This window comes from Streptomyces sp. HUAS MS02 (genome assembly GCF_055702265.1).
On the sequence record NZ_CM146747.1, the window covers coordinates 4952577 to 4977260 of the forward strand.

At 67.4% G+C, this 24684-nt stretch carries 21 protein-coding genes; 11 read left to right on the plus strand and 10 right to left on the minus strand.

All coding sequences use genetic code 11. The features are described from left to right. Nucleotides 1-133: 133 nt before the first annotated feature. A complete protein-coding gene (locus ACZ9QC_RS21225; protein WP_472921574.1) occupies nucleotides 134-1582 on the plus strand; it encodes a CCA tRNA nucleotidyltransferase in 1449 nt (482 codons plus the stop codon). A 98-nt stretch (nucleotides 1583-1680) separates the two neighbouring features. Here ACZ9QC_RS21225 and ACZ9QC_RS21230 read toward each other — a convergent pair whose 3' ends face one another. The 3 genes from ACZ9QC_RS21230 to ACZ9QC_RS21240 all read right to left on the minus strand — a co-directional run bounded on the left by ACZ9QC_RS21230 (nucleotide 1681) and on the right by ACZ9QC_RS21240 (nucleotide 4855). Beyond that, nucleotides 1681-2970 carry an MFS transporter gene (locus ACZ9QC_RS21230; protein ID WP_472921575.1) on the minus strand — a complete coding sequence of 430 codons (1290 nt, stop codon included), beginning with the start codon at nucleotides 2968-2970 and terminating at the stop codon, nucleotides 1681-1683. Between the two features lie 77 nt (nucleotides 2971-3047). Next, complete coding sequence (locus ACZ9QC_RS21235) at nucleotides 3048-4130, minus strand: inositol-3-phosphate synthase (RefSeq protein ID WP_472921576.1); 1083 nt, start codon at nucleotides 4128-4130, stop codon at nucleotides 3048-3050. A gap of 44 nt (nucleotides 4131-4174) precedes the next feature. After that, a complete protein-coding gene (locus tag ACZ9QC_RS21240; protein WP_472921577.1) occupies nucleotides 4175-4855 on the minus strand; it encodes a PadR family transcriptional regulator in 681 nt (226 codons plus the stop codon). A gap of 373 nt (nucleotides 4856-5228) precedes the next feature. Here ACZ9QC_RS21240 and ACZ9QC_RS21245 point away from each other — a divergent pair, with 373 nt between their 5' ends. Next, nucleotides 5229-7892: a transglycosylase domain-containing protein gene (locus ACZ9QC_RS21245; protein WP_472921578.1), complete on the plus strand. Its 2664-nt coding sequence runs from the start codon at nucleotides 5229-5231 to the stop codon at nucleotides 7890-7892. A gap of 185 nt (nucleotides 7893-8077) precedes the next feature. After that, nucleotides 8078-9586 (plus strand): glycosyltransferase family 87 protein, encoded by a 1509-nt coding sequence (locus ACZ9QC_RS21250; RefSeq protein ID WP_472921579.1) that lies wholly within the window; start codon nucleotides 8078-8080, stop codon nucleotides 9584-9586. A gap of 155 nt (nucleotides 9587-9741) precedes the next feature. Here ACZ9QC_RS21250 and ACZ9QC_RS21255 read toward each other — a convergent pair whose 3' ends face one another. The 3 genes from ACZ9QC_RS21255 to ACZ9QC_RS21265 all read right to left on the minus strand — a co-directional run bounded on the left by ACZ9QC_RS21255 (nucleotide 9742) and on the right by ACZ9QC_RS21265 (nucleotide 12499). Beyond that, on the minus strand, nucleotides 9742-10773 hold the full coding sequence (locus ACZ9QC_RS21255) for an alanine racemase (RefSeq protein WP_472921580.1): 1032 nt from the start codon (nucleotides 10771-10773) through the stop codon (nucleotides 9742-9744). Between the two features lie 65 nt (nucleotides 10774-10838). Next, nucleotides 10839-11960 carry a peptidoglycan bridge formation glycyltransferase FemX gene (gene femX, locus ACZ9QC_RS21260; protein WP_184906387.1) on the minus strand — a complete coding sequence of 374 codons (1122 nt, stop codon included), beginning with the start codon at nucleotides 11958-11960 and terminating at the stop codon, nucleotides 10839-10841. Nucleotides 11961-12184: 224 nt separating this feature from the next. Next, nucleotides 12185-12499 carry a hypothetical protein gene (locus ACZ9QC_RS21265; RefSeq protein WP_005482944.1) on the minus strand — a complete coding sequence of 105 codons (315 nt, stop codon included), beginning with the start codon at nucleotides 12497-12499 and terminating at the stop codon, nucleotides 12185-12187. Between the two features lie 263 nt (nucleotides 12500-12762). On the opposite strand from ACZ9QC_RS21265, the gene rpsF reads away from it, so the two are divergent. The 4 genes from rpsF (at nucleotide 12763) to rplI (ending at nucleotide 14505) form a co-directional block, all read left to right on the plus strand. Next, complete coding sequence (rpsF, locus tag ACZ9QC_RS21270) at nucleotides 12763-13053, plus strand: 30S ribosomal protein S6 (RefSeq protein ID WP_005482942.1); 291 nt, start codon at nucleotides 12763-12765, stop codon at nucleotides 13051-13053. Between the two features lie 77 nt (nucleotides 13054-13130). After that, nucleotides 13131-13721 (plus strand): single-stranded DNA-binding protein, encoded by a 591-nt coding sequence (locus ACZ9QC_RS21275; protein ID WP_472921581.1) that lies wholly within the window; start codon nucleotides 13131-13133, stop codon nucleotides 13719-13721. A gap of 82 nt (nucleotides 13722-13803) precedes the next feature. Further along, nucleotides 13804-14040, plus strand: coding sequence for a 30S ribosomal protein S18 (rpsR, locus tag ACZ9QC_RS21280; protein WP_003949403.1), 237 nt, complete (start codon nucleotides 13804-13806; stop codon nucleotides 14038-14040). An 18-nt stretch (nucleotides 14041-14058) separates the two neighbouring features. Beyond that, nucleotides 14059-14505 (plus strand): 50S ribosomal protein L9, encoded by a 447-nt coding sequence (rplI, locus tag ACZ9QC_RS21285; RefSeq protein WP_184906394.1) that lies wholly within the window; start codon nucleotides 14059-14061, stop codon nucleotides 14503-14505. A gap of 134 nt (nucleotides 14506-14639) precedes the next feature. Here rplI and ACZ9QC_RS21290 read toward each other — a convergent pair whose 3' ends face one another. Beyond that, nucleotides 14640-15986: an MATE family efflux transporter gene (locus ACZ9QC_RS21290; RefSeq protein ID WP_472914593.1), complete on the minus strand. Its 1347-nt coding sequence runs from the start codon at nucleotides 15984-15986 to the stop codon at nucleotides 14640-14642. A gap of 449 nt (nucleotides 15987-16435) precedes the next feature. Between ACZ9QC_RS21290 and dnaB the strand changes: the two genes are divergently transcribed. After that, nucleotides 16436-17911, plus strand: a complete 1476-nt coding sequence (gene dnaB / locus ACZ9QC_RS21295; protein ID WP_472914594.1) for a replicative DNA helicase — start codon at nucleotides 16436-16438, stop codon at nucleotides 17909-17911. A 50-nt stretch (nucleotides 17912-17961) separates the two neighbouring features. Next, nucleotides 17962-19347, plus strand: coding sequence for a serine hydrolase domain-containing protein (locus ACZ9QC_RS21300; RefSeq protein ID WP_472914595.1), 1386 nt, complete (start codon nucleotides 17962-17964; stop codon nucleotides 19345-19347). An 80-nt stretch (nucleotides 19348-19427) separates the two neighbouring features. Here the strand turns inward: ACZ9QC_RS21300 and ACZ9QC_RS21305 are convergent, their stop codons facing one another. Both ACZ9QC_RS21305 and ACZ9QC_RS21310 read right to left on the minus strand, forming a co-directional pair. Continuing rightward, a complete protein-coding gene (locus ACZ9QC_RS21305; RefSeq protein ID WP_472914596.1) occupies nucleotides 19428-19880 on the minus strand; it encodes a GNAT family N-acetyltransferase in 453 nt (150 codons plus the stop codon). 9 nt (nucleotides 19881-19889) lie between these two features. Beyond that, the gene (locus ACZ9QC_RS21310; RefSeq protein WP_472914597.1) at nucleotides 19890-20348 is read right to left on the minus strand and encodes a MarR family winged helix-turn-helix transcriptional regulator; all 459 of its coding nucleotides are present in this window, start codon (nucleotides 20346-20348) and stop codon (nucleotides 19890-19892) included. Nucleotides 20349-20488: 140 nt separating this feature from the next. Here ACZ9QC_RS21310 and ACZ9QC_RS21315 point away from each other — a divergent pair, with 140 nt between their 5' ends. Next, nucleotides 20489-21697, plus strand: coding sequence for an MFS transporter (locus ACZ9QC_RS21315; RefSeq protein ID WP_472914598.1), 1209 nt, complete (start codon nucleotides 20489-20491; stop codon nucleotides 21695-21697). 33 nt (nucleotides 21698-21730) lie between these two features. Here ACZ9QC_RS21315 and ACZ9QC_RS21320 read toward each other — a convergent pair whose 3' ends face one another. Then, nucleotides 21731-22597 (minus strand): GNAT family N-acetyltransferase, encoded by an 867-nt coding sequence (locus tag ACZ9QC_RS21320; RefSeq protein ID WP_472914599.1) that lies wholly within the window; start codon nucleotides 22595-22597, stop codon nucleotides 21731-21733. A 610-nt stretch (nucleotides 22598-23207) separates the two neighbouring features. Here ACZ9QC_RS21320 and ACZ9QC_RS21325 point away from each other — a divergent pair. Continuing rightward, nucleotides 23208-24680 carry a globin domain-containing protein gene (locus tag ACZ9QC_RS21325; RefSeq protein WP_472914600.1) on the plus strand — a complete coding sequence of 491 codons (1473 nt, stop codon included), beginning with the start codon at nucleotides 23208-23210 and terminating at the stop codon, nucleotides 24678-24680. The last annotated feature ends 4 nt before the right edge of the window (nucleotides 24681-24684 follow it).

The window sequence follows — 24684 nt, forward strand, 5'->3', positions numbered from 1 at the left end:
CGGGGGACGAGGCCGGGCTGTCCCTGTATGTGCACGTATCAAAGGGGTGGGCGAGGGGGCCACCTGCACGAAGCCTTTGTGCACGTTCAATGGAGGCGACCGCGGCCACCGGCGCCCCGTACCCTTTTCAGTTGTGCCGAACGCCAACGAAGACCTCAGTGCCCTGAGCCAGGTGCAGCGCCGCGCGGTGAGTGAACTGCTGCGGGTGTCCCCTGTCGCCGACGACCTCGCCCGCCGTTTCCAGGAGGCCGGGTTCTCGCTCGCCCTGGTCGGTGGGTCGGTCAGGGACGCGCTGCTCGGCCGGCTCGGCAACGATCTGGACTTCACGACGGACGCCCGCCCCGAGGACGTGCTGAGGATCGTGCGGCCCTGGGCGGACGCCGTCTGGGAGGTCGGGATCGCGTTCGGCACGGTGGGCGCGCAGAAGGACGGCTACCAGATCGAGGTCACGACCTACCGCTCCGAGGCGTACGACCGGACCTCGCGCAAGCCTGAGGTGTCGTACGGCGACTCGATCGAGGATGATCTCGTACGACGTGACTTCACCGTGAACGCGATGGCGGTGGCCCTGCCCGAGAAGGAGTTCATCGATCCGCACGGTGGGCTGGAGGACCTCTCGGCGCGCGTGCTGCGTACCCCTGGGACGCCTGAGGCGTCTTTCTCCGACGACCCGCTGCGCATGATGAGGGCGGCGCGCTTCGCCGCCCAGCTGGACTTCGAGGTGGCTCCCGAGGTCGTCCAGGCGATGAGCGACATGGCCGGTCGGCTGGAGATCGTCTCGGCGGAGCGGGTGCGGGACGAGCTGAACAAGCTGGTCCTCTCAGCCCACCCCCGTGAAGGCCTGACCCTGCTGGTCGACACCGGCCTTGCCGAGCACGTCCTGCCCGAGCTGCCGGCTCTGCGACTGGAGCGGGACGAGCACCATCGGCACAAGGATGTCTACGACCACACCTTGATCGTCCTGGAACAGGCGATCGCGCTCGAGGAGAGTGGCCCGGACCTGACGCTGCGGCTTGCCGCGCTGCTGCACGACATCGGTAAGCCCCGTACCCGTCGCTTCGAGAAGGACGGCCGGGTCTCCTTCCACCACCACGAGGTGGTGGGCGCCAAGATGACCAAGAAGCGCATGACAGCGCTGAAGTACTCCAACGACCTCGTGAAGGATGTCTCGCGGTTGGTGGAGCTCCATCTGCGCTTCCACGGATACGGCACCGGCGAGTGGACGGACTCCGCTGTACGCCGCTACGTGCGCGACGCGGGCCCGCTCCTCGACCGCCTCCACAAACTGACTCGCTCCGACTGCACCACCCGGAACAAGCGCAAGGCGAACGCTCTCTCCCGGGCGTACGACGGCTTGGAGGAGCGCATCGCCCAGCTCCAGGAACAGGAAGAGCTGGACGCCATCCGCCCGGATCTCGACGGAAACCAGATCATGGAGATCCTGGGCGTGGGGCCCGGCCCGGTGATCGGGCAGGCGTACAAGTTCCTGCTGGAGCTGCGTCTGGAGAACGGGCCGATGGAACACGACGAAGCCGTGACAGCACTCAAGGAGTGGTGGGCGCAGGCGTCACAGGTTTCCTGACGGCAGGCAGTCTGTCGCGTTCGCTCGGCATCGACGCGACGCGATGTTTCACGTGAAACAGAGAGCGATGTTTCACGTGAAACATCGCTCGCTCCGCATCAGCGCTGCTTCGTCACGCCGAAGCGGGCCATGGCGGCAGCGATCGATCCGTAGATCACCGCCACAGTGATCACCAGAGCAGCCGAGCGGCCGTCCGGCGGGAGCATCAGGGCGGCCACGGCAGCGGCGCCGACGAAGGCGATGTTGAACAGGACGTCGTAGAGGGAGAAGATCCGGCCCCGGTATCCGTCCTCGACGGACGACTGGACGATCGTGTCCGTCGAGATCTTCGCTCCCTGTGTGACCAGACCCAGGACGAACGCCGCGATCAGTATGGGCACTTCCGTGAAGGGCGTGCCGAGCGCGGGTTCCAGCACGGCGGCGGCCGCGGAGCAGACGACGATCCACTGGGCGGGGCCCAACCGGCCCGCGGCCCAGGGCGTGATCACCGCCGCTGTGAAGAATCCCGCTCCCGAGATGCCCACGGCGAGACCGAGGAGGGCCAGTCCTTCCTCGGAGTCGGGCACGCCAGAGCTGTCGGACGACCAGGCGTAACGGCAGAGCATGAGCACCATGACGGTCAGGGCGCCGTAGCAGAACCGCATCAGCGTCATCGAGGCCAGTGCCCAGGCAGCTGCCCGGCGTCCCGGCTCGGCGAGATGCCGTACACCCGCTGCCAGACCTCGCGCGGTGCCGGCCAGGGCCGCGCCAAGTCGTGGCTGCACCAGCTCGGGATCCGGGCCCAGCAGGTCCCGGGCGATACGCAGGGATGCCAGAGCCGAACACAGGTAGAGGCCCGCACCCAGGAGGACCACTGCGGCGTCGGAATCCGACGCAACCAGGCGTACGACGAAGGCGAGTCCGCCGCCGGCGGTCGCGGCGAGCGTCCCGGCTGTCGGTGAGAGCGAGTTGGCGACCACCAGGCGGTCGGCGTCCACCACTCGTGGCAGTGCGGCGGAGAGGCCCGCCAGGACGAAGCGATTGACCGCCGTGACGCAGAGCGCGGAGACGTAGAAGAGCCAGTCGGGCACATGGCTCAGGATCAGGACGGCCGTCACGGAAGCCAGGAGAGCGCGGAGCAGGTTTCCGTACAGCAGCACCTGGCGCCGTCGCCAACGGTCGAGCAGGACGCCGGCGAAGGGGCCGACGAGGGAGTACGGAAGAAGCAGGACCGCCATCGCGGAGGCGATCGCGGCTGCCGACGTCTGCTTCTCGGGTGAGAAGACGACGTACGTGGCCAACGCGACCTGATAGACGCCGTCGGCTCCCTGGGACAGCAGCCGCACGGCGAGCAGACGCCGGAAGTCCCGGAAACGGAGCAGGACGCGCAGGTCGCGCACGACGGACATGGGGCACAGCCTCACATACGGGGAGGGTCCCCGGGGCGCCTGCCCCGGGGACCCTCAATGGCCCTACGAGCGCGTGATCAGCGCTCGACCTCGCCCTTGATGAACTTCTCGACGTTCTCACGGGCCTGGTCGTCGAAGTACTGCACCGGCGGGGACTTCATGAAGTAGGACGACGCCGACAGGATCGGGCCGCCGATGCCACGGTCCTTGGCGATCTTCGCGGCGCGCAGCGCGTCGATGATGACGCCGGCGGAGTTCGGGGAGTCCCAGACCTCGAGCTTGTACTCCAGGTTCAGCGGGACGTCACCGAAGGCACGGCCCTCGAGACGGACGTACGCCCACTTGCGGTCGTCGAGCCAGGCGACGTAGTCCGACGGCCCGATGTGGACGTTCTTCTCGCCGAGCTCCCGGTCGGGGATCTGGGAAGTGACGGCCTGGGTCTTGGAGATCTTCTTCGACTCCAGGCGGTCCCGCTCCAGCATGTTCTTGAAGTCCATGTTGCCGCCGACGTTCAGCTGCATCGTGCGGTCCAGGACCACGCCACGGTCCTCGAACAGCTTCGCCATGACGCGGTGCGTGATGGTGGCGCCCACCTGGGACTTGATGTCGTCACCGATGATCGGGACGCCCGCCTCGGTGAACTTGTCCGCCCACTCCTTGGTGCCGGCGATGAAGACCGGAAGGGCGTTGACGAAGGCGACCTTGGCGTCGATGGCGCACTGGGCGTAGAACTTCGCCGCGTCCTCGGAACCCACGGGCAGGTAGCAGACGAGGACGTCGACCTGCTTGTCCTTGAGGACCTGGACCACGTCGACCGGGGTCTCGGCGGACTCCTCGATGGTCTCGCGGTAGTACTTGCCGAGGCCGTCCAGCGTGTGGCCGCGCTGCACGGTCACACCGGTGCTCGGCACGTCGCAGATCTTGATCGTGTTGTTCTCGGAGGCGCCGATGGCGTCCGCGAGGTCCAGACCGACCTTCTTGGCGTCGACGTCGAAGGCGGCGACGAACTCCACGTCACTGACGTGGTAGTCCCCGAACTGCACATGCATGAGACCCGGGACCCTGGACGCCGGGTCGGCGTCCTTGTAGTACTCGACTCCCTGCACCAGCGACGCGGCGCAGTTGCCCACACCGACGACGGCTACGCGAACCGAACCCATTCCGGTTGCTCCCTGTGTGTACGAGTGAGGTCCTGGCAGGGACCTCACGTGGTGGTGTCGCCGGGCGCATCCGGACCGGGGACATCCCTGGTCCGGGGCAGGGCGCCCGGCGCTCCCTCTGTGGTGTCGCGAGCGGGCTCTCCGTGGGCGGGACCTTTCAGGTCCCGGCCTGCCCGCTCGCTCTCGATGAGCTCGTTCAGCCAGCGCACTTCGCGCTCCACGGACTCCATCCCGTGGCGCTGGAGCTCAAGCGTGTAGTCGTCGAGGCGCTCGCGGGTGCGCGTCAGAGAGACGCGCATCTTCTCCAGCCGTTCCTCCAAACGACTGCGACGGCCCTCCAGGACGCGCATCCGCACATCCCGGGAGGTCTGTCCGAAGAACGCGAAACGAGCGGCGAAGTGCTCGTCCTCGTAGGCGTCGGGACCCGTCTGCGAGAGCAGCTCCTCGAAGTGCTCCTTACCTTCCGCCGTCAACCGGTAGACGATCTTGGCGCGGCGACCCGTGAGCGGGACGGCGGCAGCATCCTCCGGGGTACTGCTCGATTCCTCGATCAACCAGCCGTTGGCGACCAGCGTCTTGAGGCAGGGGTAGAGCGTCCCGTAGCTGAAGGCCCGGAACACGCCCAACGACGTGTTGAGTCGTTTGCGCAGCTCATAGCCGTGCATCGGGGCTTCGCGGAGTAGGCCGAGGACGGCGAACTCGAGTATCCCGGAGCGCCGGCTCATCGTCGCCTCCCGTCTCCCGCTGGCCCTGTCGGCACGATGTATGCCGAGCTGATGTATCGACTCGATACATCATGACGATAGAACGCCCCTACGGATGCGACAAGTGGGGATCCGGTGAACGGGGTCACATCACCGGTTAGTAGGAAGCAAGTTGCCTGATTTGGGGTGAAGTTAAGTGCCCAGTGGGTTTGGGCGGTGCGTAGTCTGTGCGGCATGCACACCACCGGGAACCGAGTGACGTATGAGCACGTCGTCGTCCTGGGTGCGGTACGGATGAATGCCTACACGACCGCATCCGTACTTCGGGGGGACCGGAAACCAGCCGCCGTTTCCAGGCGCGCACGGGTGCGCCTGCCCGAGGAGTAGTCGTTCGATGAGCGAGCACCGTCGCAAACCGCCGCAGCCGCAGGGAGGCGGACGTGCCGCGGCCCGACGCGGCCAGTCGGCGTCCTCCGGCCGCCGCGCGGCACCGCGGGGCGCCACCGGGTCACTTTCCGATACCTATGGTGCGGGAGGTGAGGAGTCACCGTACGAGGGCCGCGCGGCTACACGACGTTCGGCGCAGAGAAGCACCGGCGCGGGTGCGGGCGGTGGCCGTCGTAGAACGGCCGAGCCCGCAGGGCGTGGGCCGGGTCGTGGCCGAGGGCGTGCCGCTCCACCTGGCAAACAGCGCTTTATCGACTATCCGCGCGCCGGCAAGTACGGGGCGATGCGGTGGGTGCCCTCCTGGCGCCAGGTGACAGGGCTGTTCATCGGCTTCTTCGGCTGCCTCGTGGCGGCCGCGGGCATCGGGTACGCGGTGGTGGCGGTACCCGACCCGGCTCAGGCCGCGACGGCGCAGAACAACGTCTACTACTGGTCGGACGGCTCGCAGATGGTCGCGACGGGTGGTGAGGTCAACCGCCAGATCATCGCGTACGAGAAGATCCCCAAGGCGATGCGCTACGCCGTCATGTCCGCCGAGAACAAGACGTTCGAGACCGACAGCGGTGTCGATCCGATGGGAATCGCGCGCGCCGTCGTCAACATGGCCAAGGGCGGTCAGACACAGGGTGGCTCGACCATCACCCAGCAGTACGTGAAGAACGCCATGCTCGACGACCAGTCGCAGACGCTGTCCCGGAAGGTGAAGGAACTCTTCATCTCGGTGAAGGTGGGCGCCTCCGTCGACAAGGACGAGATCATGCGCGGTTACCTGAACACGGCCTACTTCGGTCGTGGCGCCTATGGTCTGCAGGCGGCCGCCCGCACCTACTTCGGCAAGGACGCGGAGGAGCTCAACCCCAGCGAGTGCGCCTTCCTGGCCGCGGTGCTCAAGGGCGCCACGTACTACGACCCGGCAGGTGCGACGTCGATCGACCCGGCTGCCACGTCGGAGGCGAACACCAAGCGGGCCACAGAACGCTGGTACTGGATCCTCAACGAGATGGTCAAGGACAAGCATCTGTCCGCGGCCGAGCTGGCCAAGTACCCCAACTTCCCCAAGATCCAGCGTCCCCGCTCCAACGAACAGCTGGGCGGGCAGATCGGTTACCTGGTCGACACGGCCAAGGGCTACATCCTCAACAACACCGACATCACGCAGAAGCAGCTCGAACAGGGCGGCTACGAGATTCACACGACCTTCGACAAGAAGAAGGTCAAGGAACTCGAGAAGGCCGTGACGAAGGTCCGCAAGGAGAACATCAAGCCGGACCTGCGCCCGAAGACCGACACCCACGTGCAGTTCGGTGGCGCGTCGGTGAACCCGAAGTCCGGCGCCATCGAGGCGATCTACGGTGGCGAGGACGCCACCAAGCACTTCACCAACAACGCCGACGTCACCGGAGCGCAGGTCGGCTCGGTGTTCAAGCCCTACGTCCTGGCGGCGGCCATGACCTGGGGCAAGCGCGACCCTGACCTCGATCCGGACCAGGCGCAGGACGAGCGGACCATCGTCTCGCCGAAGAGTCTCTACAACGGTAAGAACAACCTCAAGATCAGGGACTACAACGGCGACATCTGGACCAACGAAGAAGGCAAGGAGTGGCTGCAGGCCAACGACGGCGACGAGTCGTACGGCAGCCCGCCGAAGTACCAGATCGATCTCCGTGAGGCGATGCGGGTCTCGGCGAACTCCCCGTACGTCCAGCTGGGCATGGACGTCGGCCTGGACCGGGTGAAGGAGGCGGCCATGGAGGCAGGCCTCAAGGAGGGCAGCCTCACGGGCACGAGCTTCCCGTCCTTCTCGATCGGTATCTCCGACCCGAGTGCGATCCGTATGGCGGGCTCGTACGCGACCTTCGCCGCGAGTGGCAAGCAGAACGAACCGTTCTCGGTGAAGTCGGTCGAGTACGAGGGGCTGACCCGGTTCGACCACGACGACATCGCCGACACCAAGCGGGCCTTCACCTCGGAGGTCGCCGACAACGTGACCGACGTCCTCAAGACCGTCGTCGACGAGGGAACCGGTACGTCGGCCCAGCTGCCCGGCCGTGAGGTGGCGGGCAAGACCGGCACCACCGACGGCAACAAGTCGGCTTGGTTCGTCGGGTACACCCCGCAGTTGTCGACCGCGATCAGCATGTATCGCATGGACGACGACGAGTCGAACAAGAACCGCAAGTTCCTTGAGATGTACGGCACGGGTGGCCAGGAAACGATCCACGGCGCTTCGTTCCCGGCTGAGATCTGGCACGACTACATGGAGGACGCGCTCAAGGGCCAGCCGGCCGAGGACTTCCCGGAGCCGGAGCCGATCGGTGTCATCGTCAACGAGGACCCGGACCCGACGCCGACCCCGACGGTGACCGAGTCGGAGGAGGAGTCGCCCGACCCGAGCCCGACGCCCACCGAGAGCGAGGCTCTGCCCTCGCCGACCCCCAGCGAGACCTGCCGCAACCCGTTCAACCCCACCTGTGAGGAGACCGGCGGTACCGACACGGGTGGCACGGACACCGGTGGACTCGATGGCGGGGTGACCGCGTCACCTTCGGAGTCGGAGGACGATTCGAGAGGCAATCAGAACGGGGGGCTCTTCGGAGGCAACGACGGGTAGCTCCCCACCCGGCAGGATCTGTTTCACGTGAAACATGGGCCACCGCACCGACCAGGTGCGGTGGCCCATGCCGTATCCCCTGCCGGACCCGACGAAGAAGCGGCCTGTGTTTCACGTGAAACACAGGCCGCCGGGTACGACAGGATGCGGTGGTCCTCGGCGTATCCCTAGGTGCGTACGGCAGGATGTGCGGCATGCCCAGTGCAGAGACGACGCGAGTGAGCACGGACGAGCCGGAGCCGGTGCGGCCCACCAAGGAGGACGAGGTCGCTGCGACCGGCAGCGAGCTGATCGGCGGCCCGATCGGGCGCCGGGCGCTGCTCGGCACGTCCTGGTGGACGCCGGTGCGGGTCGTCGCGCTGGTGGCCATCGGCATGTTCGCGCTGGGCATGGTGCAGAAGCTGCCCTGCTACGACGGCGCCTGGTTCTTCGGGGCCAGCTCCCAGTACACGCACGCCTGCTACTCGGACATCCCGCATCTGTACCAGGGGCGTGGCTTCGCGGACGGCCTCGTGCCGTACTTCGACAAGATCCCCGGCGACATGGAGTACCTGGAGTACCCCGTACTGACGGGCGTGTTCATGGAGGTCGCCGCCTGGCTCACCCCGGGCAGCGGCACCATCCAGGACCAGGAGCAGTGGTACTGGATGGTCAACGCCGGCATGCTGATGGTGTGCGCGGCGGTCATCGCGGTGTGCTGCGCGCGCATTCACCGCCGGCGCCCGTGGGACGGCCTTCTGGTGGCCTTGGCGCCCGCATTCGCCCTGACTGCCACCATCAACTGGGACCTCCTCGCGGTGGCCCTGCTGGCCGCCGCGATGCTGATGTGGTCGCGTCGGCGCCCCCTCGCCTTCGGTGTGCTGATCGGGCTCGCCACGGCCGCCAAGTTCTACCCGTTCCTGGTGCTCGGACCGCTCTTCGTGTTGTGCTGGCGAGCGGGCAAGTGGCGCGCGTTCGCGACCGCGCTGCTCGGTGCTGTCGGGGCCTGGCTCGCGGTGAACCTCCCGGTGATGCTGCTGGCACCCGACGGATGGTCGAAGTTCTACCGCTTCAGTCAGGAGCGCGGTGTGGACTTCGGTTCGTTCTTCCTCGTCATCTCGCAACGGCTCAACATCCAGATCACCGCCGAGACGGCGAACGCGTACGCGATGGTCTCGATGGTGATCGTCTGCGCCGGCATCGTCGCGCTCACGCTCACCGCCCCACGCCGCCCCCGCTTCGCGCAGCTCGCCTTCCTGATCGTCGCGGCCTTCATCCTGACCAACAAGGTCTACTCGCCGCAGTACGTGCTCTGGCTGGTCCCGCTCGCCGCCCTGGCCCGGCCCCGCTGGCGCGACTTCCTGATCTGGCAGGCCTGCGAGGTGGCGTACTTCCTGGGGATCTGGATGTACCTCGCTTACACGACCAGCGGAGACGCTCACAAGGGCCTGCCTGCCGAGGGCTACCAACTCGCCATCATGGCGCACCTGTTGGGCACGCTCTACCTGTGCGTCGTCGTCGTGTGCGACATCTTCATGCCCGAGCGGGACGGGGTGCGCAGGGCCGGTGACGACGATCCCTCCGGAGGAGTCCTGGACGGCGCGGAGGATGTCCATGTGTTCGGTGCGGCCGCCCGCCCTCCGAGGCACGCGATGCCCTTCGAAGGGCATCAGGTCGAGTGGGGAAGTCGCGGCCCAGGCGGTAGTTCGCTCTGAGCGAACAGGACGGGATAGGCGCCCCTGGGACGACGCGGGGACGAACGACAAACGCGGAAGGCCGTACACACGAGATCGTGTGTACGGCCTTCCGTATGCGTCCTTGCGGAGCTGATCTGCTCGGCGCTCGGCTCTCCGCCCTTCGGGGCGGGGGCTCAGTTGTCGACGATCCGGTCGAACTGCGTGGTGGTGTGTCGCAGATGGGCCACCAGTTCCTCACCGACCTTCGGCTCCGGGGCGTCCGACGGCACGAAGAGGATCGACACCTGCATGTGCGGAGGCTCGGCGAACCAGCGCTGCTTGCCACCCCAGACGAACGGAGAAAGGTTCCGGTTGACCGTGGCGAGGCCCGCCCGGGCGACGCCCTTGGCGCGCGGCATGACGCCGTGCAGGGCCTTCGGGGCCTCCAGGCCCACTCCGTGCGACGTACCGCCCGCCACGACGACCAGGAAGCCGTCGGAGGCCGCCTTCTGCTGCCGGTAGCCGAATCGGTCCCCCTTGGCGACGCGGGTGACATCCAGCACCGCACCGCGGTACTCGGTCGCCTCGTGGTCGCCCAGCCATAGCCGTGTGCCGATGCGGGCCCGGAAGCGGGTCTGCGGGAACTGCTGCTGGAGGCGGATGAGGTCCTCGGACTTGAGGTGGCTGACGAACATGGTGTGCAGCGGCAGACGGGCCGCACGGAGCCGGTCCATCCAGCCGATGACCTCCTCGACGGCGTCCGAGCCGTCGGTGCGGTCCAGCGGCAGGTGGATGGCGAAGCCCTCCAGGCGCACGTTCTCTATGGCCGCGTGGAGCTGGGGCAGTTCCTGCTCGCTCACCCCGTGCCGCTTCATCGAGGACATGACCTCGATGACGACGCGGGCGCCCACGAGGCCGTACACGCCGTCGACCGACGACACGGAGCGGATGACGCGGTCGGGCAGGGGGACGGGCTCTTCGGCGCGCCGGTAGGGCGTCAGCACCAGCAGGTCGCCGCTGAACCAGTCCTTGATCCGGGCGGCCTCGTACGTGGTGCCGACGGCGAGGATGTCCGACCCGAGACGCGTGGCCTCTTCCGCCAGCTTCTCGTGTCCGAAGCCGTAGCCGTTGCCCTTGCAGACGGGGACGAGTCCCGGGAACTGCTCCTGAACGTGCTTGTGGTGTGCCCGCCAGCGCGCGGTGTCGACGTACAGCGTGAGCGCCATGGACGGTCCCGGAACCTTTCTCGTGGCTGCGGTGTATCAGAGGTATGGAAACAAAAACGGGGGCGTCAGCGGCGCGACATGTAGATGTCGAGCGCCTTGTGGAGCAGCTTGTTCAGCGGGAAGTCCCACTCACCGAGGTACTCGGCGGCCTGTCCGCCCGTGCCCACCTTGAACTGGATCAGGCCGAAGAGGTGATCCGTCTCGTCCAGCGAGTCGGAGATGCCTCGCAGGTCGTAGACGGTCGCGCCGAGGGCGTAGGCGTCGCGCAGCATGCGCCACTGCATCGCGTTCGAGGGCCGGACCTCACGGCCGATGTTGTCCGAGGCACCGTAGGAGTACCAGACGTGTCCGCCGACGACGAGCATGGTCGCCGCGGACAGGTTCACGCCGTTGTGCCGGGCGAAATAGAGCCGCATGCGGTTGGGGTCCTCGGTGTTGAGGGCCGTCCACATGCGCTGGAAGTACGACAGCGGGCGGGGCCGGAAGCGGTCGCGCACGGCCGTGATCTCGTACAGCCGCTGCCATTCCTCCAGGTCGTGGTAGCCGCCCTGGACGACCTCGACCCCGGCCTTCTCGGCCTTCTTGATGTTGCGGCGCCACAGCTGGTTGAAGTTCTTGTGGACCTCTTCCAGAGACCGGTTGGCGAGCGGCACCTGGTAGACGTAGCGCGGCTGTACGTCACCGAAGCCGGCCCCGCCGTCCTCCCCCTGCTGCCAGCCCATGCGGCGCAGCTTGTCGGCCACCTCGAAGGCCCGCGGTTCGATGAAGTCGGCTTCGATGTCCCGCAGGCGCTTCACGTCCGGGTTCTGGATGCCGGCCTTGATGGAGGTGGCCTCCCAGCGCCGGATGATCACCGGCGGGCCCATCTTCACCGAGAAGGCGCCCTGGTGCTTGAGATGCGCGAGCATCGGCTCCAGCCAGTCGGTCAGGTTCGGCGCGAACCAGTTGATGACCGGACCTTCGGGCAGATACGCGAGGTAGCGCTTGATCTTGGGCAGCTGGCGGTACAGCACCAGGCCGGCGCCGACCATCTCGCCTGTCCTGTCATCGAACCACCCGAGGTTCTCGGAGCGCCACTCGGCCTTGACGTCGGCCCAGGCCGGGACCTGCATGTGGCTAGCCGAGGGCAGGCTCTGGATGTATGCCAGATGCTGCTCACGGCTGATCGTCCTCAGGGTCAGGCTCATTCGGGGCGCTCCTCGGGCTGGTGTGTCCCCATGGGTACAGGGGCTCCGGCTCTCGCGCCGAAGCCTACTGCGCCCTGCGGGCGCCCCGAATGGCTGTATGGAACCTGGAGCCCGCCCAGCACGTGGTCAGGACGCCAGGTGGTGTTATTCGGCCGCTTGGTCCGATGTGAGACCACGGACAGCATGGGGGACCGTCCGCCGACCGATCGATCGGGGCCGCGGAGTCAGCCGATGACCCCGCCGAAGAGACCCCCGTGGGCCATGCCGAGGAAGAATCCGACGGCCGAGGCACCGAGACCCACGATCAGGCCGAAGCGCTCACGGGTCGTCTCCGAGATGAACTGCCCGTACGCGCCGGTCAGAATCCCCACCAGGCCCGTCCAGGAACTGAGCAGGTGCAGATGGTGGAACATCGCCGTGATGAAAGAGACCGCCCCGAGCACGAGCGTCACGGCCAGCAGGGTGTCCTGCACTGGGTGAGGCTTGTCGTCGGTGGCGAACAGGGAGCCGGCGATGTTGGGTCGCAATGTCTGTGCCATGGGGCACCTCCTGCGGAAGGCGGCGCATCGTAGCGCCATACACACCCGATGTGTACAGATTGACGGTCACCACCACCTGATTTCAACCGGAAGCGGGTGTGCGGGTAGTCTGTACCCTCTGCACCGGTGTCTGCCCAGGCCATGACAGGGATCCTCCACGGGACCCCCGATTGTCAGTGGCTGCCGATACCGTTGCGTACGCATCACAACCCTCCTGCCACGGAACGACCGTGGCCGCTGAGTCCAAAGGAGGTGGGTTCCACATGCGTCACTACGAGGTGATGGTCATCCTCGACCCCGATCTTGAGGAGCGCGCTGTCGCCCCCCTGATCGAGAACTTCCTCTCCGTCGTCCGTGAGGGCAACGGAAAGGTCGAGAAGGTCGACACCTGGGGCCGTCGTCGTCTCTCGTACGAGATCAAGAAGAAGCCTGAGGGCATCTACTCGGTCATCGACCTGCAGGCCGAGCCTGCGGTCGTCAAGGAGCTCGACCGCCAGATGAACCTGAACGAGTCGGTCCTCCGGACCAAGGTCCTCCGCCCCGAGACCCACTGAGCCTTCCCGCTCAGTCGGTCCCGGGATCCGAGTAGCAGCACAAGCAGCCAGCAGCAAACCCGCCGAGAGGTTCCCCCATGGCAGGCGAGACCGTCATCACGGTCGTCGGCAATCTTGTCGACGACCCCGAGCTGCGCTTCACCCCTTCCGGTGCGGCGGTCGCGAAGTTCCGTGTCGCGTCCACCCCCCGCACCTTCGACCGTCAGACCAACGAGTGGAAGGACGGCGAGAGCCTGTTCCTGACCTGCTCGGTCTGGCGTCAGGCGGCGGAGAACGTCGCCGAGTCGCTCCAGCGAGGCATGCGCGTCATCGTGCAGGGCCGGCTGAAGCAGCGGTCCTACGAGGACCGTGAGGGCGTCAAGCGCACGGTCTACGAGCTGGACGTCGAGGAAGTCGGCGCCAGCCTGCGCAGTGCCACGGCCAAGGTCACCAAGACCGCCGGCGGTGTCGGCCGCGGTGGCCAGGGCGGTTACGGCGGCGGAGGCGGTGGCGGCCAGGGTGGCGGCGGCTGGGGCGGTGGCCCCGGCGGCGGTCAGCAGGGCGGCGGCGCTCCCGCCGACGACCCGTGGGCCAGCGGCGCTCCCGCCGGTGGCAACCAGGGCGGTGGCGGCGGCTGGGGCGGAAGCTCCGGCGGCGGTGGCGGCTACTCGGACGAGCCCCCCTTCTAAGCCCTCGTGGCCGGGTTCACCGGTCTTCGAGGTCGAGGGCGGGGCCGTACCCCAAACTTCTTGATCACACAGGAGATACACCATGGCGAAGCCGCCTGTGCGCAAGCCGAAGAAGAAGGTCTGCGCTTTCTGCAAGGACAAGGTCACGTACGTGGACTACAAGGACACGAACATGCTGCGGAAGTTCATTTCCGACCGCGGCAAGATCCGTGCCCGCCGCGTGACCGGCAACTGCACGCAGCACCAGCGTGACGTCGCCACGGCCGTCAAGAACAGCCGTGAGATGGCGCTGCTGCCCTACACGTCCACCGCGCGATAAGGGAAGGGTGACCGACACATGAAGATCATCCTCACCCACGAGGTCTCCGGCCTCGGCGCTGCCGGCGACGTCGTCGACGTCAAGGACGGCTACGCTCGCAACTACCTGATCCCGCGGAAGTTCGCTATCCGCTGGACCAAGGGCGGCGAGAAGGACGTCGAGCAGATCCGTCGTGCTCGCAAGATCCACGAGATCCAGACCATCGAGCAGGCCAACCAGATCAAGGGTCAGCTCGAGGCCGTCAAGGTTCGTCTGGCCGTCCGCTCCGGCGACGCCGGTCGTCTCTTCGGTTCCGTCACCCCGGCCGACATCGCTTCCGCGATCAAGGCTTCCGGTGGCCCCGAGGTCGACAAGCGCCGCATCGAGCTGGCTGCTCCGATCAAGACGCTGGGCGCTCACGAGACGTCCGTGCGTCTGCACCCCGAGGTTGCCGCCAAGGTCAACATCGAGGTCATCGCGGCCTAAGGGCCGCGCTCGCTGAAGCGATGTATGGGGCCGCACCCTGCCAAGGGTGCGGCCCCATACGCATGACGCGGCGATGTTTCACGTGAAACGGAGCGGACTTCGGCCGGTTCTCGGCGTGGAGCATCGCCCGGAACTCAGCGCGTCGCACCTGTGACGATCCAGAGCCCGGACCGGGACCGCAGCCACAGGGTCAGCATGCGGGTCGCCATCATCAGCGTCATGGCGCCCCAGAGGGCGGTCAGACCGCCGCCGAAGGTGGGGACGAGCAGCGCGGTCGGGACGAAGACCGCCAGGGTGAGGAGCATGGCCCGGGCCAGGTAGGGGCCGTCTCCCGCGCCCATCAGTACTCCGTCGAGCACGAAGACGACGCCGGAGATCGGCTGGGCGAGCGCCACCACGACCAGAGCGGGCAGTGCTGCTTCCTGGACCGTCGGATCGCTCGTGAAGAGCGGGATGAACAAGGGACGGGCGGCGATCACCAAAAGGCCGAGCAGGGAACCCGTGGCGACTCCCCACTGGACCATCCGGCGGCAGGCATCGCGAGCTCCTTGGGCGTCCCCCGCGCCGAGGTAGCGGCCGATGATGGCCTGTCCGGCGATGGCGATCGCGTCCAGGGCGAAGGCGAGCAGGCTCCAGAGCGAGAGGATGATCTGGTGTGCGGCGATGTCCTCGTCCCCGAGCCGGGCGGCCACCGCGGTGGCGATCATGAGGATCGCCCGCAGCGAGAGCGTACGGACCAGCAGGGGCATCCCTGCCTGGGCCGAGGCTCGTATGCCGACGATGTCCGGACGCAGTGAGGCGCCGTGTCTGCGGGCGCCACGGATCACGACCCAGAGATATGCGGTGGCCATGCCGAGTTGGGCGATGACCGTGCCCCAGGCGGATCCGGCGATACCGAGGTCGGCCCCATAGACGAGGCCCGCGTTCAAGGCACCGTTGGCGACGAAGCCCGCCACGGCGACATACAGCGGTGTCTTCGTGTCCTGGAGACCACGCAGGACACCCGTGGCGGCGAGCACCACGAGCATGGCCGGGATGCCGAGGGCCGAGATCCGCAGATAGGTCGTGGCGTAGGGAGCCGCCGTGTCCGAGGCCCCGAAGAGGGACACGAGGGTGGGGGTCATGGGGACGACGACGCAGACGACGGCCGCTCCGAGCAGCAGGGCCAGCCAGATACCGTCCAGGCCCTGACGGATGGCGGCCCGTAGATCTCCGGCTCCCACGCGGCGGGCAACGGCGGCCGTGGTGGCGTAGGCGAGGAAGACGAAGACGCTCACCGCGGTGACGAGGAGGGCCGAGGCGACGCCGAGACCGGCCAGTTGGGCGGTGCCGAGGTGGCCGACGACGGCGGTGTCGACCATGAGGAAGAGTGGCTCCGCGACGAGCGCGCCGAAGGCCGGAACGGCCAGCGTGATGATCTCTCGATCGTGCCGACGCCGGGTGGCCTTGGTGGTCTCGGAAGCCTGTGTCATGAGCACCAATCTAATCTTCCACAGGTAAGAGATGCAAAGCGCTTGCAGTCATTACATGCGGCCTGGCCGGGTGCGTTCTCGTGCGCCGATCTTGATGATCTTGAGCCGGTCGAGAAAGTTTTTCTTCTGCACAGCCCGTGGACGGTAAAGCTGCAGGTCAGGATGGTGGTGAACATGTAACCCGGGTCTTGTTCACAGGCCTGTCCACCGAGTCGTGCACAGGTTTTGCGGAGTTCTCCACAGCATCTGGCCCGTCGTCCACATGGCCTGTGGATAACCAGATTGGCTGACGGTGCCGACGGGCCTACGGTGGTGCGGCGCCCACTCCCTGGCTGATCGCGGAAACCTCGCAAAACCGACGTGCCAGAACCGGAGTTGGGCCTCTCATTTGTCAGTGTCGTGCCGTAGAAATGAGAAGCACGGCGAGGTCCGCTCGGCGGACGGGAGGAGGTCGCTCGGTGAGCATTTCCGAGCCCCTGGACGACCCGTGGGCCGACAGCGGGCCCAGTGATCGTCTGCCTTCTTCCCGCCGACGTCCGGACGGTGACCGGAGCAGGGACGAGCGGCACGACCGGGGCCGGGACAACCGGGAGTGGGACGGCGGGGGTTCGGCCTTCGAACGCGTACCACCGCAGGACCTCGACGCCGAGCAGTCCGTCCTCGGCGGCATGCTGCTGTCCAAGGACGCCATCGCCGACGTGGTCGAGATTCTCAAGGGTCCCGACTTCTACAAGCCGGCACATGAAACCATCTACCAGGCGATCCTCGACGTCTATGCCAAGGGCGAGCCCGCCGACCCCATCACCATCGCCGCCGAGCTCACCAAGCGCGGCGAGATCACCAAGGTGGGCGGCGCCTCCTATCTGCACACGCTCGTCCAGACGGTGCCGACGGCGGCGAACGCCGAGTACTACGCGGAGATCGTCCATGAGCGTGCCGTCCTGCGCCGCCTGGTCGAGGCCGGCACCCGCATCACCCAGATGGGATACGCGGCCGACGACGACGTCGACGAGATCGTCAACAGGGCCCAGGCGGAGATCTTCGCGGTCACCGAGCAGCGCACGACCGAGGACTATCTGCCGCTCGGCGACATCATGGAGGGCGCGCTCGACGAGATCGAGGCGATCGGTTCGCGGTCGGGGGAGATGACCGGTGTGCCGACCGGGTTCACGGATCTCGACCAGCTCACCAATGGTCTGCACCCGGGGCAGATGATTATCATCGCGGCCCGTCCCGCCATGGGTAAGTCCACGCTGGCGCTGGACTTCGCGCGCGCCTGTTCGATCAAGCACAACATGCCGAGCGTGATCTTCTCGCTCGAGATGGGGCGCAACGAGATCGCGATGCGTCTGCTGTCGGCGGAGGCACGTGTGGCCCTTCACCACATGCGCTCCGGCACGATGACCGACGAGGACTGGACGCGCCTGGCCCGCCGAATGCCGGACGTGTCGGCCGCGCCGCTCTACATCGACGACTCCCCGAACCTGTCGATGATGGAGATCCGCGCCAAGTGCCGGCGCTTGAAGCAGCGCAACGATCTGAAGCTCGTCATCATCGACTATCTGCAGCTCATGCAGTCCGGCGGCAAGCGGTCCGAGAGCCGTCAGCAGGAAGTCTCGGACATGTCGCGAAACCTGAAGCTGCTGGCCAAGGAGCTGGAGCTGCCGGTGATCGCCCTGTCACAGCTCAACCGTGGCCCCGAGCAGCGTACGGACAAGAAGCCCATGGTCTCCGACCTGCGTGAGTCGGGATCGATCGAGCAGGACGCGGACATGGTGATCCTGCTGCATCGCGAGGACGCCTACGAGAAGGAGTCGCCGCGGGCGGGCGAGGCCGACATCATCGTGGGCAAGCACCGTAACGGTCCGACGGCCACGATCACGGTCGCCTTCCAGGGCCACTACTCGCGATTCGTGGACATGGCACAGACCTGACCGGGTGAAATGCGCTCGACTCCTGGTGTCGGGCCCGGTGGACTGAGCGCATGACAACACCTCATGAAGAGTTGCTCCCCGCCACACGCCGGGCACTGTTGCACCGCATCGCCGTCGCTCAGACCGAGGGGCGGGCTCCGTCTCTGGTGGCCGCGGTGGTCCGGGGCGGGGAGACGGTGTGGAACGGGGCGCGGACCTCGGTGGCCGGGCACGGGCCGGACGCGAACGTGCAGTACCGGATCGGTTCGATCACCAAGACCTTCACCGCCGTTCTGGTCATGCGGCTGCGTGACGAGGGCGTGCTGGACCTCGGTGACCCGCTGGAGAAGCACCTGCCGGGGACAGGCGCGGGGGAGGCGACCGTCGCCGAACTGCTCGCGCACACAGGAGGACTGGCGGCGGAGTCCCCTTCGCCCTGGTGGGAGCGGACCTCGGGGTCACTGCGCCCCGAGCTTGCCGACGTTCTCGGGGAGCAGCCCCACCGCCATCCCGTGGGCCGTCGCTTCCACTACTCCAACCCCGGGTTCACGCTTCTCGGCGCGCTCGTCGAAGAGCTGCGAGGTGCTCCCTGGGAAGAGGTCCTGCGACGCGAGGTGCTCGAACCGCTCGGCCTGCGCCGCACGACCTGGCACCCGGAGGCGCCGCACGCCGGTGGCTGGGCCGTGCACCCCTGGGCGGACGTGATGCTGCCGGAGCAGGTCGAGGACCTGGGCCGTATGGGGCCCGCCGGTCAACTATGGTCCACGACAGGTGACTTGGCGCGCTTCGCGGCCTTCCTGGCCAAGGGGGACGAGCGGGTGCTGAGCGCGGAGTCGGTCCTGGAGATGCGGACGCCGGCCGCGCCGGGGGAGGCCGCCGATGTGGCGGCCGGAGCGGCGTACGGGCTCGGGATGCAGTTGCAGCACCGTGACGGCCGGTTCCTCGTCGGTCATGGGGGCTCGGTGCCGGGTTTCCTCGCCCAGCTGACCATCAGTGTCGAGGACGATGTGGCAGCCGTGGTGCTGACCAACTGCACCTCCGGGCCGGCGCTGTCGGAGGTGGCCGCCGACCTCGTACGCATCGTGGCGGAGGCCGAGCCGCGGATCCCCGAGCCGTGGCGGCCGCTGACCGAAGTGGACCGATCAGCCCTGGAGTTGGTCGGCCCCTGGTACTGGGGGACGTACAGCTTCGTGCTCCGGCTCACTGCCGGGGGAGGTCTCTCGCTGGAGCCGCTCGCCGCGACCCTGCGCTGTGCTCGTTTCCGACGAAACGACGACGGCAGCTGGACGGGGCTCAACGGCTACTTCGCCGGAGAGCTCCTGCGGGCCGTACGAGGGCCCGACGGGACCGTGAGCCACCTGGACCTCGGATCGTTCGTGTTCACGCGTCAGCCGTACGACGAGGGGGCTCCGGTGCCCGGTGGAGTGGATCCCGAGGGGTGGCGAGGGATCGCATAGCCCGTATCTGTGGCTGTGAGGGGCCCGTCTTGCGATGTTTCACGTGAAACACGACCCGACAGCCCTTCACCGGCGCCGTCTCAGAGCGGCAGCTTGAAACCCACGTGGGTGGCCTGGAATCCGAGTCGCTCGTAGAAGCGATGGGCTTCGGTCCGCGTGACGTCGGACGTCAGCTGCACCAACTGACAGCCCTCAGCTCGTGATGAGTCGATCGCCCACTCGATGAGCTGTGTACCGAGTCCGGTGCCGCGCTCATCGGCGTGCACCCGTACGCCTTCGATGATCGCGCGGGTGGTGCCGCGTCTGGAGAGCCCTGGAACGATCGTCAGTTGGAGTGTGCCGACGACACGGCCCCGACGGACGGCGACCACCACGTGTTGCTGGGGGTCATTACTGAGGCGCTCCAGGGCGGTGAGGTAAGGGGCCAGGTCGTCCGGTGATTCGCGCTGGGCGCCCAAGGGATCGTCGGCCAGCATCGCGACGATCTCCGGGACGTCGTCCTCGGTCGCCGGGCGAATGTCCAGATCTCCCATGTCCGCACCCTATACGGACACGCTCAGTGACTCCACGACGCGGACGAGGGGGGCCAGTTCGGGGTTCTCGGCGGCCGCGTCCAGAGCCTCGCGCAGGGCGGTGTCATTGGTGGGGCGTGCTGCCGCGAGGAGTCGCAGACCCGCCTCGGAGACATCGGTGTAGATACCCCGGCGGTCGGTCGGACACAGATAGCGCGAGAGCAGTCCGCGATCCTCGAGCCGAGTGACCAGACGGGTGGTCGCGCTCTGACTGAGGACGACCGCGTCGGCGACCTGCTTCATCTGCAGGTGCCCACCCTCACCGTCGTGCTGGCGACTGAGCACATCGAGCAGCGAGTACTCGCGCACGCTCAGGTCGTGCCCGGCCTGGAGTGCGCGCTCGATGTGGGCCTCGATCCTCCCGTGCAACAGGGAGAGGGCGCACCAGCCCTGGGCGAGGGCGGTGAGCGCGGGATCTGTGGCTGTCATCGATCGTCCCTCCGTCCCGAACCGTCGTCCCCAGGATAGGCCAGCTTGGCAATTGCCAGCAGTCGACGATAGCAAGCGTCTGCAACTATTGTGTACGCTGGTAAAGCTCTCATGCAATCTTTCGGAAGGTGTATGCCCTCATGCCTCTCGCGCTTCTGGCTCTTGCGATCGGGGCCTTCGGTATCGGTACGACCGAGTTCGTGATCATGGGAGTCCTGCCCGAGGTCGCCGATGAATTCGATGTCTCCATCCCGGCTGCGGGGTTCCTCGTGACCGGTTACGCACTCGGTGTCGTGCTCGGAGCCCCGACCATGACCGCCCTGGGCACGCGGGTGTCCCGCAAGCGCATGCTCATGCTGCTGATGGTCCTGTTCATCGTGGGCAACCTGCTCTCCACGCTTGCCCCGTCCTACTCCGTCATGCTCCTCGGGCGTGTGGTCGCCTCTCTCGCGCACGGGGCCTTCTTCGGTATCGGCTCGGTGGTCGCGGCCGACCTCGTCGCCCCGGACCGGAAGGCCGGTGCTCTCGCGATGATGTTCAGCGGTCTGACCGTCGCCAACGTTGTCGGTGTTCCCCTGGGCACGCTGATCGGACAGTCCGTCGGCTGGCGGTTCTCGTTCGCCGCAGTCACGGCCCTGGGCGTCGTCGGGCTGCTGGGCGTCGCCCGCCTGGTTCCCGAGATGCCCAGGCCGGAAGAGGTCCGCCTCAGGCACGAGCTGGCAGCCTTCAAGAACGTCCAGGTGTTGCTGGCCATGGCGATGACGGTGCTGGGCTTCGGCGGGGTCTTCGCGGCAGTCACCTACGTCGCGCCGATGATGACGCGTGTCGCCGGCTTCGCCGACTCCTCCGTCACCTGGCTCCTCGTTCTCTTCGGCCTCGGCATGGTCGGTGGCAACCTGGTGGGTGGCAAGTACGCGGACCGCGCGCTGATGCCCATGCTGTACGTCTCACTGGGCGCCCTGGCTGTCGTCCTCGCCCTGTTCTCCTTCACCGCTCACGACAAGATCGCGGCCGCTGTCACCCTCACGCTGGTCGGCGCACTCGGCTTCGCGACCGTGCCGCCGTTGCAGAAGAGGGTCCTCGACCAGGCGCATGGCGCTCCCACCCTGGCCTCGGCCGTGAACATCGGTGCCTTCAACCTCGGCAACGCGCTCGCCGCCTGGCTCGGCGGCCTCGTCATCGACGCGGGCCTCGGCTACACGGCACCCAACTGGGTCGGTGCCGCGCTCGCCGTGAGCGCACTCGTGCTGGCCTTCGTCGCGGCGGCGCTGGAGCGCAGGGAGAGCGCTGACTCGGGTGTCGCGCGATCTGTGGGAGCGGGGGCCCGGCCGACACCTGCCCACCACTGACGGTCGGCGGTCTGAGGCCGCGGAATACCGGCCTCAGCCGGCTGCCACGGTCAGCGGCGCGTAGCGCCGTGCCCAGTCACCCGGCAGCTCGGAGATCCCGTACGTCATCACGGAGTTGAAGGCGATCGGCGCCAGACCGCGGTCCTTCACCCAGGTCAGCAGTTCCTCGTGGCGAACGTCGATGTCGGTGCGCAACGGCAGATCGGTGTGGGCGGCGAGGGAAGCGATGAGCGCCTTCGCCACCTCGGTGTCACGGGCGATCAGCGGACCGACGACCTGGGTGTCGAGATTGGGCCAGGCTGCCGCGTATCCGATGATCTTGCCGTTCTCCTGCGCGACGCGCAGTTGGTCGGCGAACGCGGGGAGCCGGGTGAGGATATGGGTGCGGTCCGTGCCGAAGACCTCTTCGTCGAGCCGAAGGATCGTGGTGAGATCCTCGGCCGCGGCCGGACGGGTGGAGACCGTGGGGTTCGGCCCTCCTGCCGTGAAGTGCCCGCGCACCATCTCGGCCCGTCCGGTGACCTTGAAGCCGAGCTCCTCGTAGAGCGGGCGCCCGTTCGGCGTGGCGTGCAGCGTCAGCGGTGTTGTGCCCATCTCCGCGAGGACGTGGCGCATCAGGCGTCGGCCGATGCCCTGGCGAGAATGCCGCTCGGCGACCAGCACCATCCCGATCGCTCCCAGATCCGGGCGGCCCACCGGGCCGTACTCGGTGACCACGCAGGCGGTGATCAGCCCGCCCTCGGGGTCATCGATGCCGTATCCGGTGCCGGCCGACAGCAGTAGCCCCCACTTGTGCTCCTCGCGAGGCCAGCCCCGGTCCTCGGACAGGTCGGCGCAGGCGATGAGATCGCGAGGCGTCAGACGGCGGACGGGCAGAAGGGTGGGGGAAGGTGTCGGCACGCAGGTCAGGCTGTCCGACACACGCCCCCGGCGTCCACTGCTTTGCTGTCGACGTGCGCTGTTCTGGCCATCTCGTGCACAACCGAACAGCGTGTGGGCGGATGTTTCACGTGAAACATCCGTCTGTGGGCATACGCGCACAGGCGGGGCTGCGTATGCGCTCGGCGGCGGGACCTGTGGGATGCCTATGAATGAGTATGGCGCGCCCGGTAATTGAAGGAATCGCTGATTCGCACCAGTTGAATTCCTGGTACTGCCAGGGGGGACTTGTGTGTGACGGCCCTGCCGGTAGGGTCGAGTCCGGTTCGTGTCCGAAGCGAGATGCAGTCGTCTCATGGTGGGGGTACGAACGCAGCTCAATGCAGCCTAACCGGACAGGGAGATCGAGAACCTGCGTTTACCGCTACGAGGCGGGGGCGTTCGCGCGATGTGGAACGCTGCCGTGGGAGCTGCGGCTCACGTCACACTCTCATCTACTTGTCCGTACGGAGCGGGATTCCGGGTTGAATGTGGCCGCATTGGTCGACGGGGAACGAACGGGGAATGCAAGGCCGTCCGCGGGGGAAACGTGCGACTTCCTGCTGGAGGGCGTACGCAGATCGACCGAAAGATGCTCGAGGCGAGGCAGACCATGGACGCTCCGACCACCACGTCGGCCGGCAACGGCACTTCGGGGGACGCTGACGGAGGCGGTTGGTTCACGCCTCGCACATCGCCAGCGCTCCCTGGCGGGGACCAGGAACCAGACGGCAACCGCCTCGCAGGCCTGAGGCCCGTGGGTCGCTCCAAGGAGCCACCGACCGGCGTGCGGCAGCACCGGGAGGGCGCGGCGCGGGAGCGAATACAGACCGGTGCGGACCTTCCTCCCAGCGCCCCACTCAGCCCTGCGCCCGCCCCGGATCAGGGCATCGAGCACCCCGTCTTCGACTCGCGCGTGCCGGACGAGCCCGCCGGACAGACGGCGCCCCCCTCCCCCGACGCCGTTCTGATCAGGCGGACCATGGCCGAGGTCGGCCCCGTCGCCGACAAGGTCACCTCGTACTTCTACGCGCTGCTTTTCGTCCAGCACCCCGAACTGCGGTCGATGTTCCCCCCGGCCATGGACGCCCAGCGCGACCGCTTGCTCAAGGCACTGCTGACCGCTGCCGAGCACATCGACAACACCCCCGTCCTCGTCGACTACCTGCAGAACCTCGGCCGTGGCCATCGCAAGTACGGGACCCAGGCCGAGCACTACCCGGCGGTCGGCGAGTGCCTGATCGGTGCGCTGAGCCGGTACGCCAAGGGGAGCTGGGACGAGGAGACCGAGGCCGCCTGGGTCAGGACGTACACGACGATCTCCCAGGTGATGATCGACGCTGCGGCCGCGGACGAGCTGCGTTCCCCGCCGTGGTGGCTCGCCGAGGTCGTCTCACACGACCTGAGAACGGCGGACACAGCGGTCCTCACCGTCCGCCCGAACCAGCCGTACCCCTTCCTCGCCGGGCAGTACACGAGCCTGGAGACCCCTTGGTGGCCGCGGATCTGGCGGCACTACTCGTTCGCCTCGGCGCCCCGCTCGGACGGGTTGCTGTCGTTCCATGTGAAGGCGATCTCCGCGGGCTGGGTCTCCAACTCGCTCGTGCACCGCGCCCGGCCCGGAGACGTGCTGCGACTGGGACCGCCGGCAGGCACGATGACCGTCGATCACAGCAGCGACAGCGGCCTGCTCTGTCTGGGTGGAGGCACCGGGATAGCGCCGATCAAGGCCATCGTGGAAGACGTGGCCGAACATGGACGGCACCGCCCCGTCGAGGTCTTCTACGGCGCCCGCACGGGTCAGGACCTCTATGACCTGGACACCCTGCTACGGCTGCAGCAGAGCAACTCGTGGCTCGAGGTCCGCCCGGTCGTGGACAAGCACGGACTGCTGCAACTGCCCGACGCCATAAGGGACCATGGACCCTGGAACGGGTACGACGCCTACCTCTCCGGACCGCCCGGCATGATCCGCAGCGGTGTGGACGCCTTGAAGGCCGCCGGTATCTCCGCCGACCGCATACGCCACGACTCGGTGGAGGAACTGGTGGCGGCCGGGGACTGACACC

Coding starts and splice junctions, on each gene's coding strand:
- ACZ9QC_RS21275 (WP_472921581.1), top strand. CDS start 13,131: ATGGCAGGCGAGACCGTCATCACGGTCGTCGGCAATCTTGTCGACGAC.
- rpsR (WP_003949403.1), top strand. CDS start 13,804: ATGGCGAAGCCGCCTGTGCGCAAGCCGAAGAAGAAGGTCTGCGCTTTC.
- ACZ9QC_RS21255 (WP_472921580.1), bottom strand. CDS start 10,773: ATGGCGCTCACGCTGTACGTCGACACCGCGCGCTGGCGGGCACACCAC.
- ACZ9QC_RS21305 (WP_472914596.1), bottom strand. CDS start 19,880: ATGGGAGATCTGGACATTCGCCCGGCGACCGAGGACGACGTCCCGGAG.
- ACZ9QC_RS21310 (WP_472914597.1), bottom strand. CDS start 20,348: ATGACAGCCACAGATCCCGCGCTCACCGCCCTCGCCCAGGGCTGGTGC.
- ACZ9QC_RS21300 (WP_472914595.1), top strand. CDS start 17,962: ATGACAACACCTCATGAAGAGTTGCTCCCCGCCACACGCCGGGCACTG.
- ACZ9QC_RS21235 (WP_472921576.1), bottom strand. CDS start 4,130: ATGGGTTCGGTTCGCGTAGCCGTCGTCGGTGTGGGCAACTGCGCCGCG.
- ACZ9QC_RS21250 (WP_472921579.1), top strand. CDS start 8,078: ATGTGCGGCATGCCCAGTGCAGAGACGACGCGAGTGAGCACGGACGAG.
- rpsF (WP_005482942.1), top strand. CDS start 12,763: ATGCGTCACTACGAGGTGATGGTCATCCTCGACCCCGATCTTGAGGAG.
- rplI (WP_184906394.1), top strand. CDS start 14,059: ATGAAGATCATCCTCACCCACGAGGTCTCCGGCCTCGGCGCTGCCGGC.
- ACZ9QC_RS21240 (WP_472921577.1), bottom strand. CDS start 4,855: ATGAGCCGGCGCTCCGGGATACTCGAGTTCGCCGTCCTCGGCCTACTC.
- ACZ9QC_RS21315 (WP_472914598.1), top strand. CDS start 20,489: ATGCCTCTCGCGCTTCTGGCTCTTGCGATCGGGGCCTTCGGTATCGGT.
- ACZ9QC_RS21245 (WP_472921578.1), top strand. CDS start 5,229: ATGAGCGAGCACCGTCGCAAACCGCCGCAGCCGCAGGGAGGCGGACGT.
- ACZ9QC_RS21265 (WP_005482944.1), bottom strand. CDS start 12,499: ATGGCACAGACATTGCGACCCAACATCGCCGGCTCCCTGTTCGCCACC.
- ACZ9QC_RS21325 (WP_472914600.1), top strand. CDS start 23,208: ATGCTCGAGGCGAGGCAGACCATGGACGCTCCGACCACCACGTCGGCC.
- femX (WP_184906387.1), bottom strand. CDS start 11,960: ATGAGCCTGACCCTGAGGACGATCAGCCGTGAGCAGCATCTGGCATAC.
- ACZ9QC_RS21230 (WP_472921575.1), bottom strand. CDS start 2,970: ATGTCCGTCGTGCGCGACCTGCGCGTCCTGCTCCGTTTCCGGGACTTC.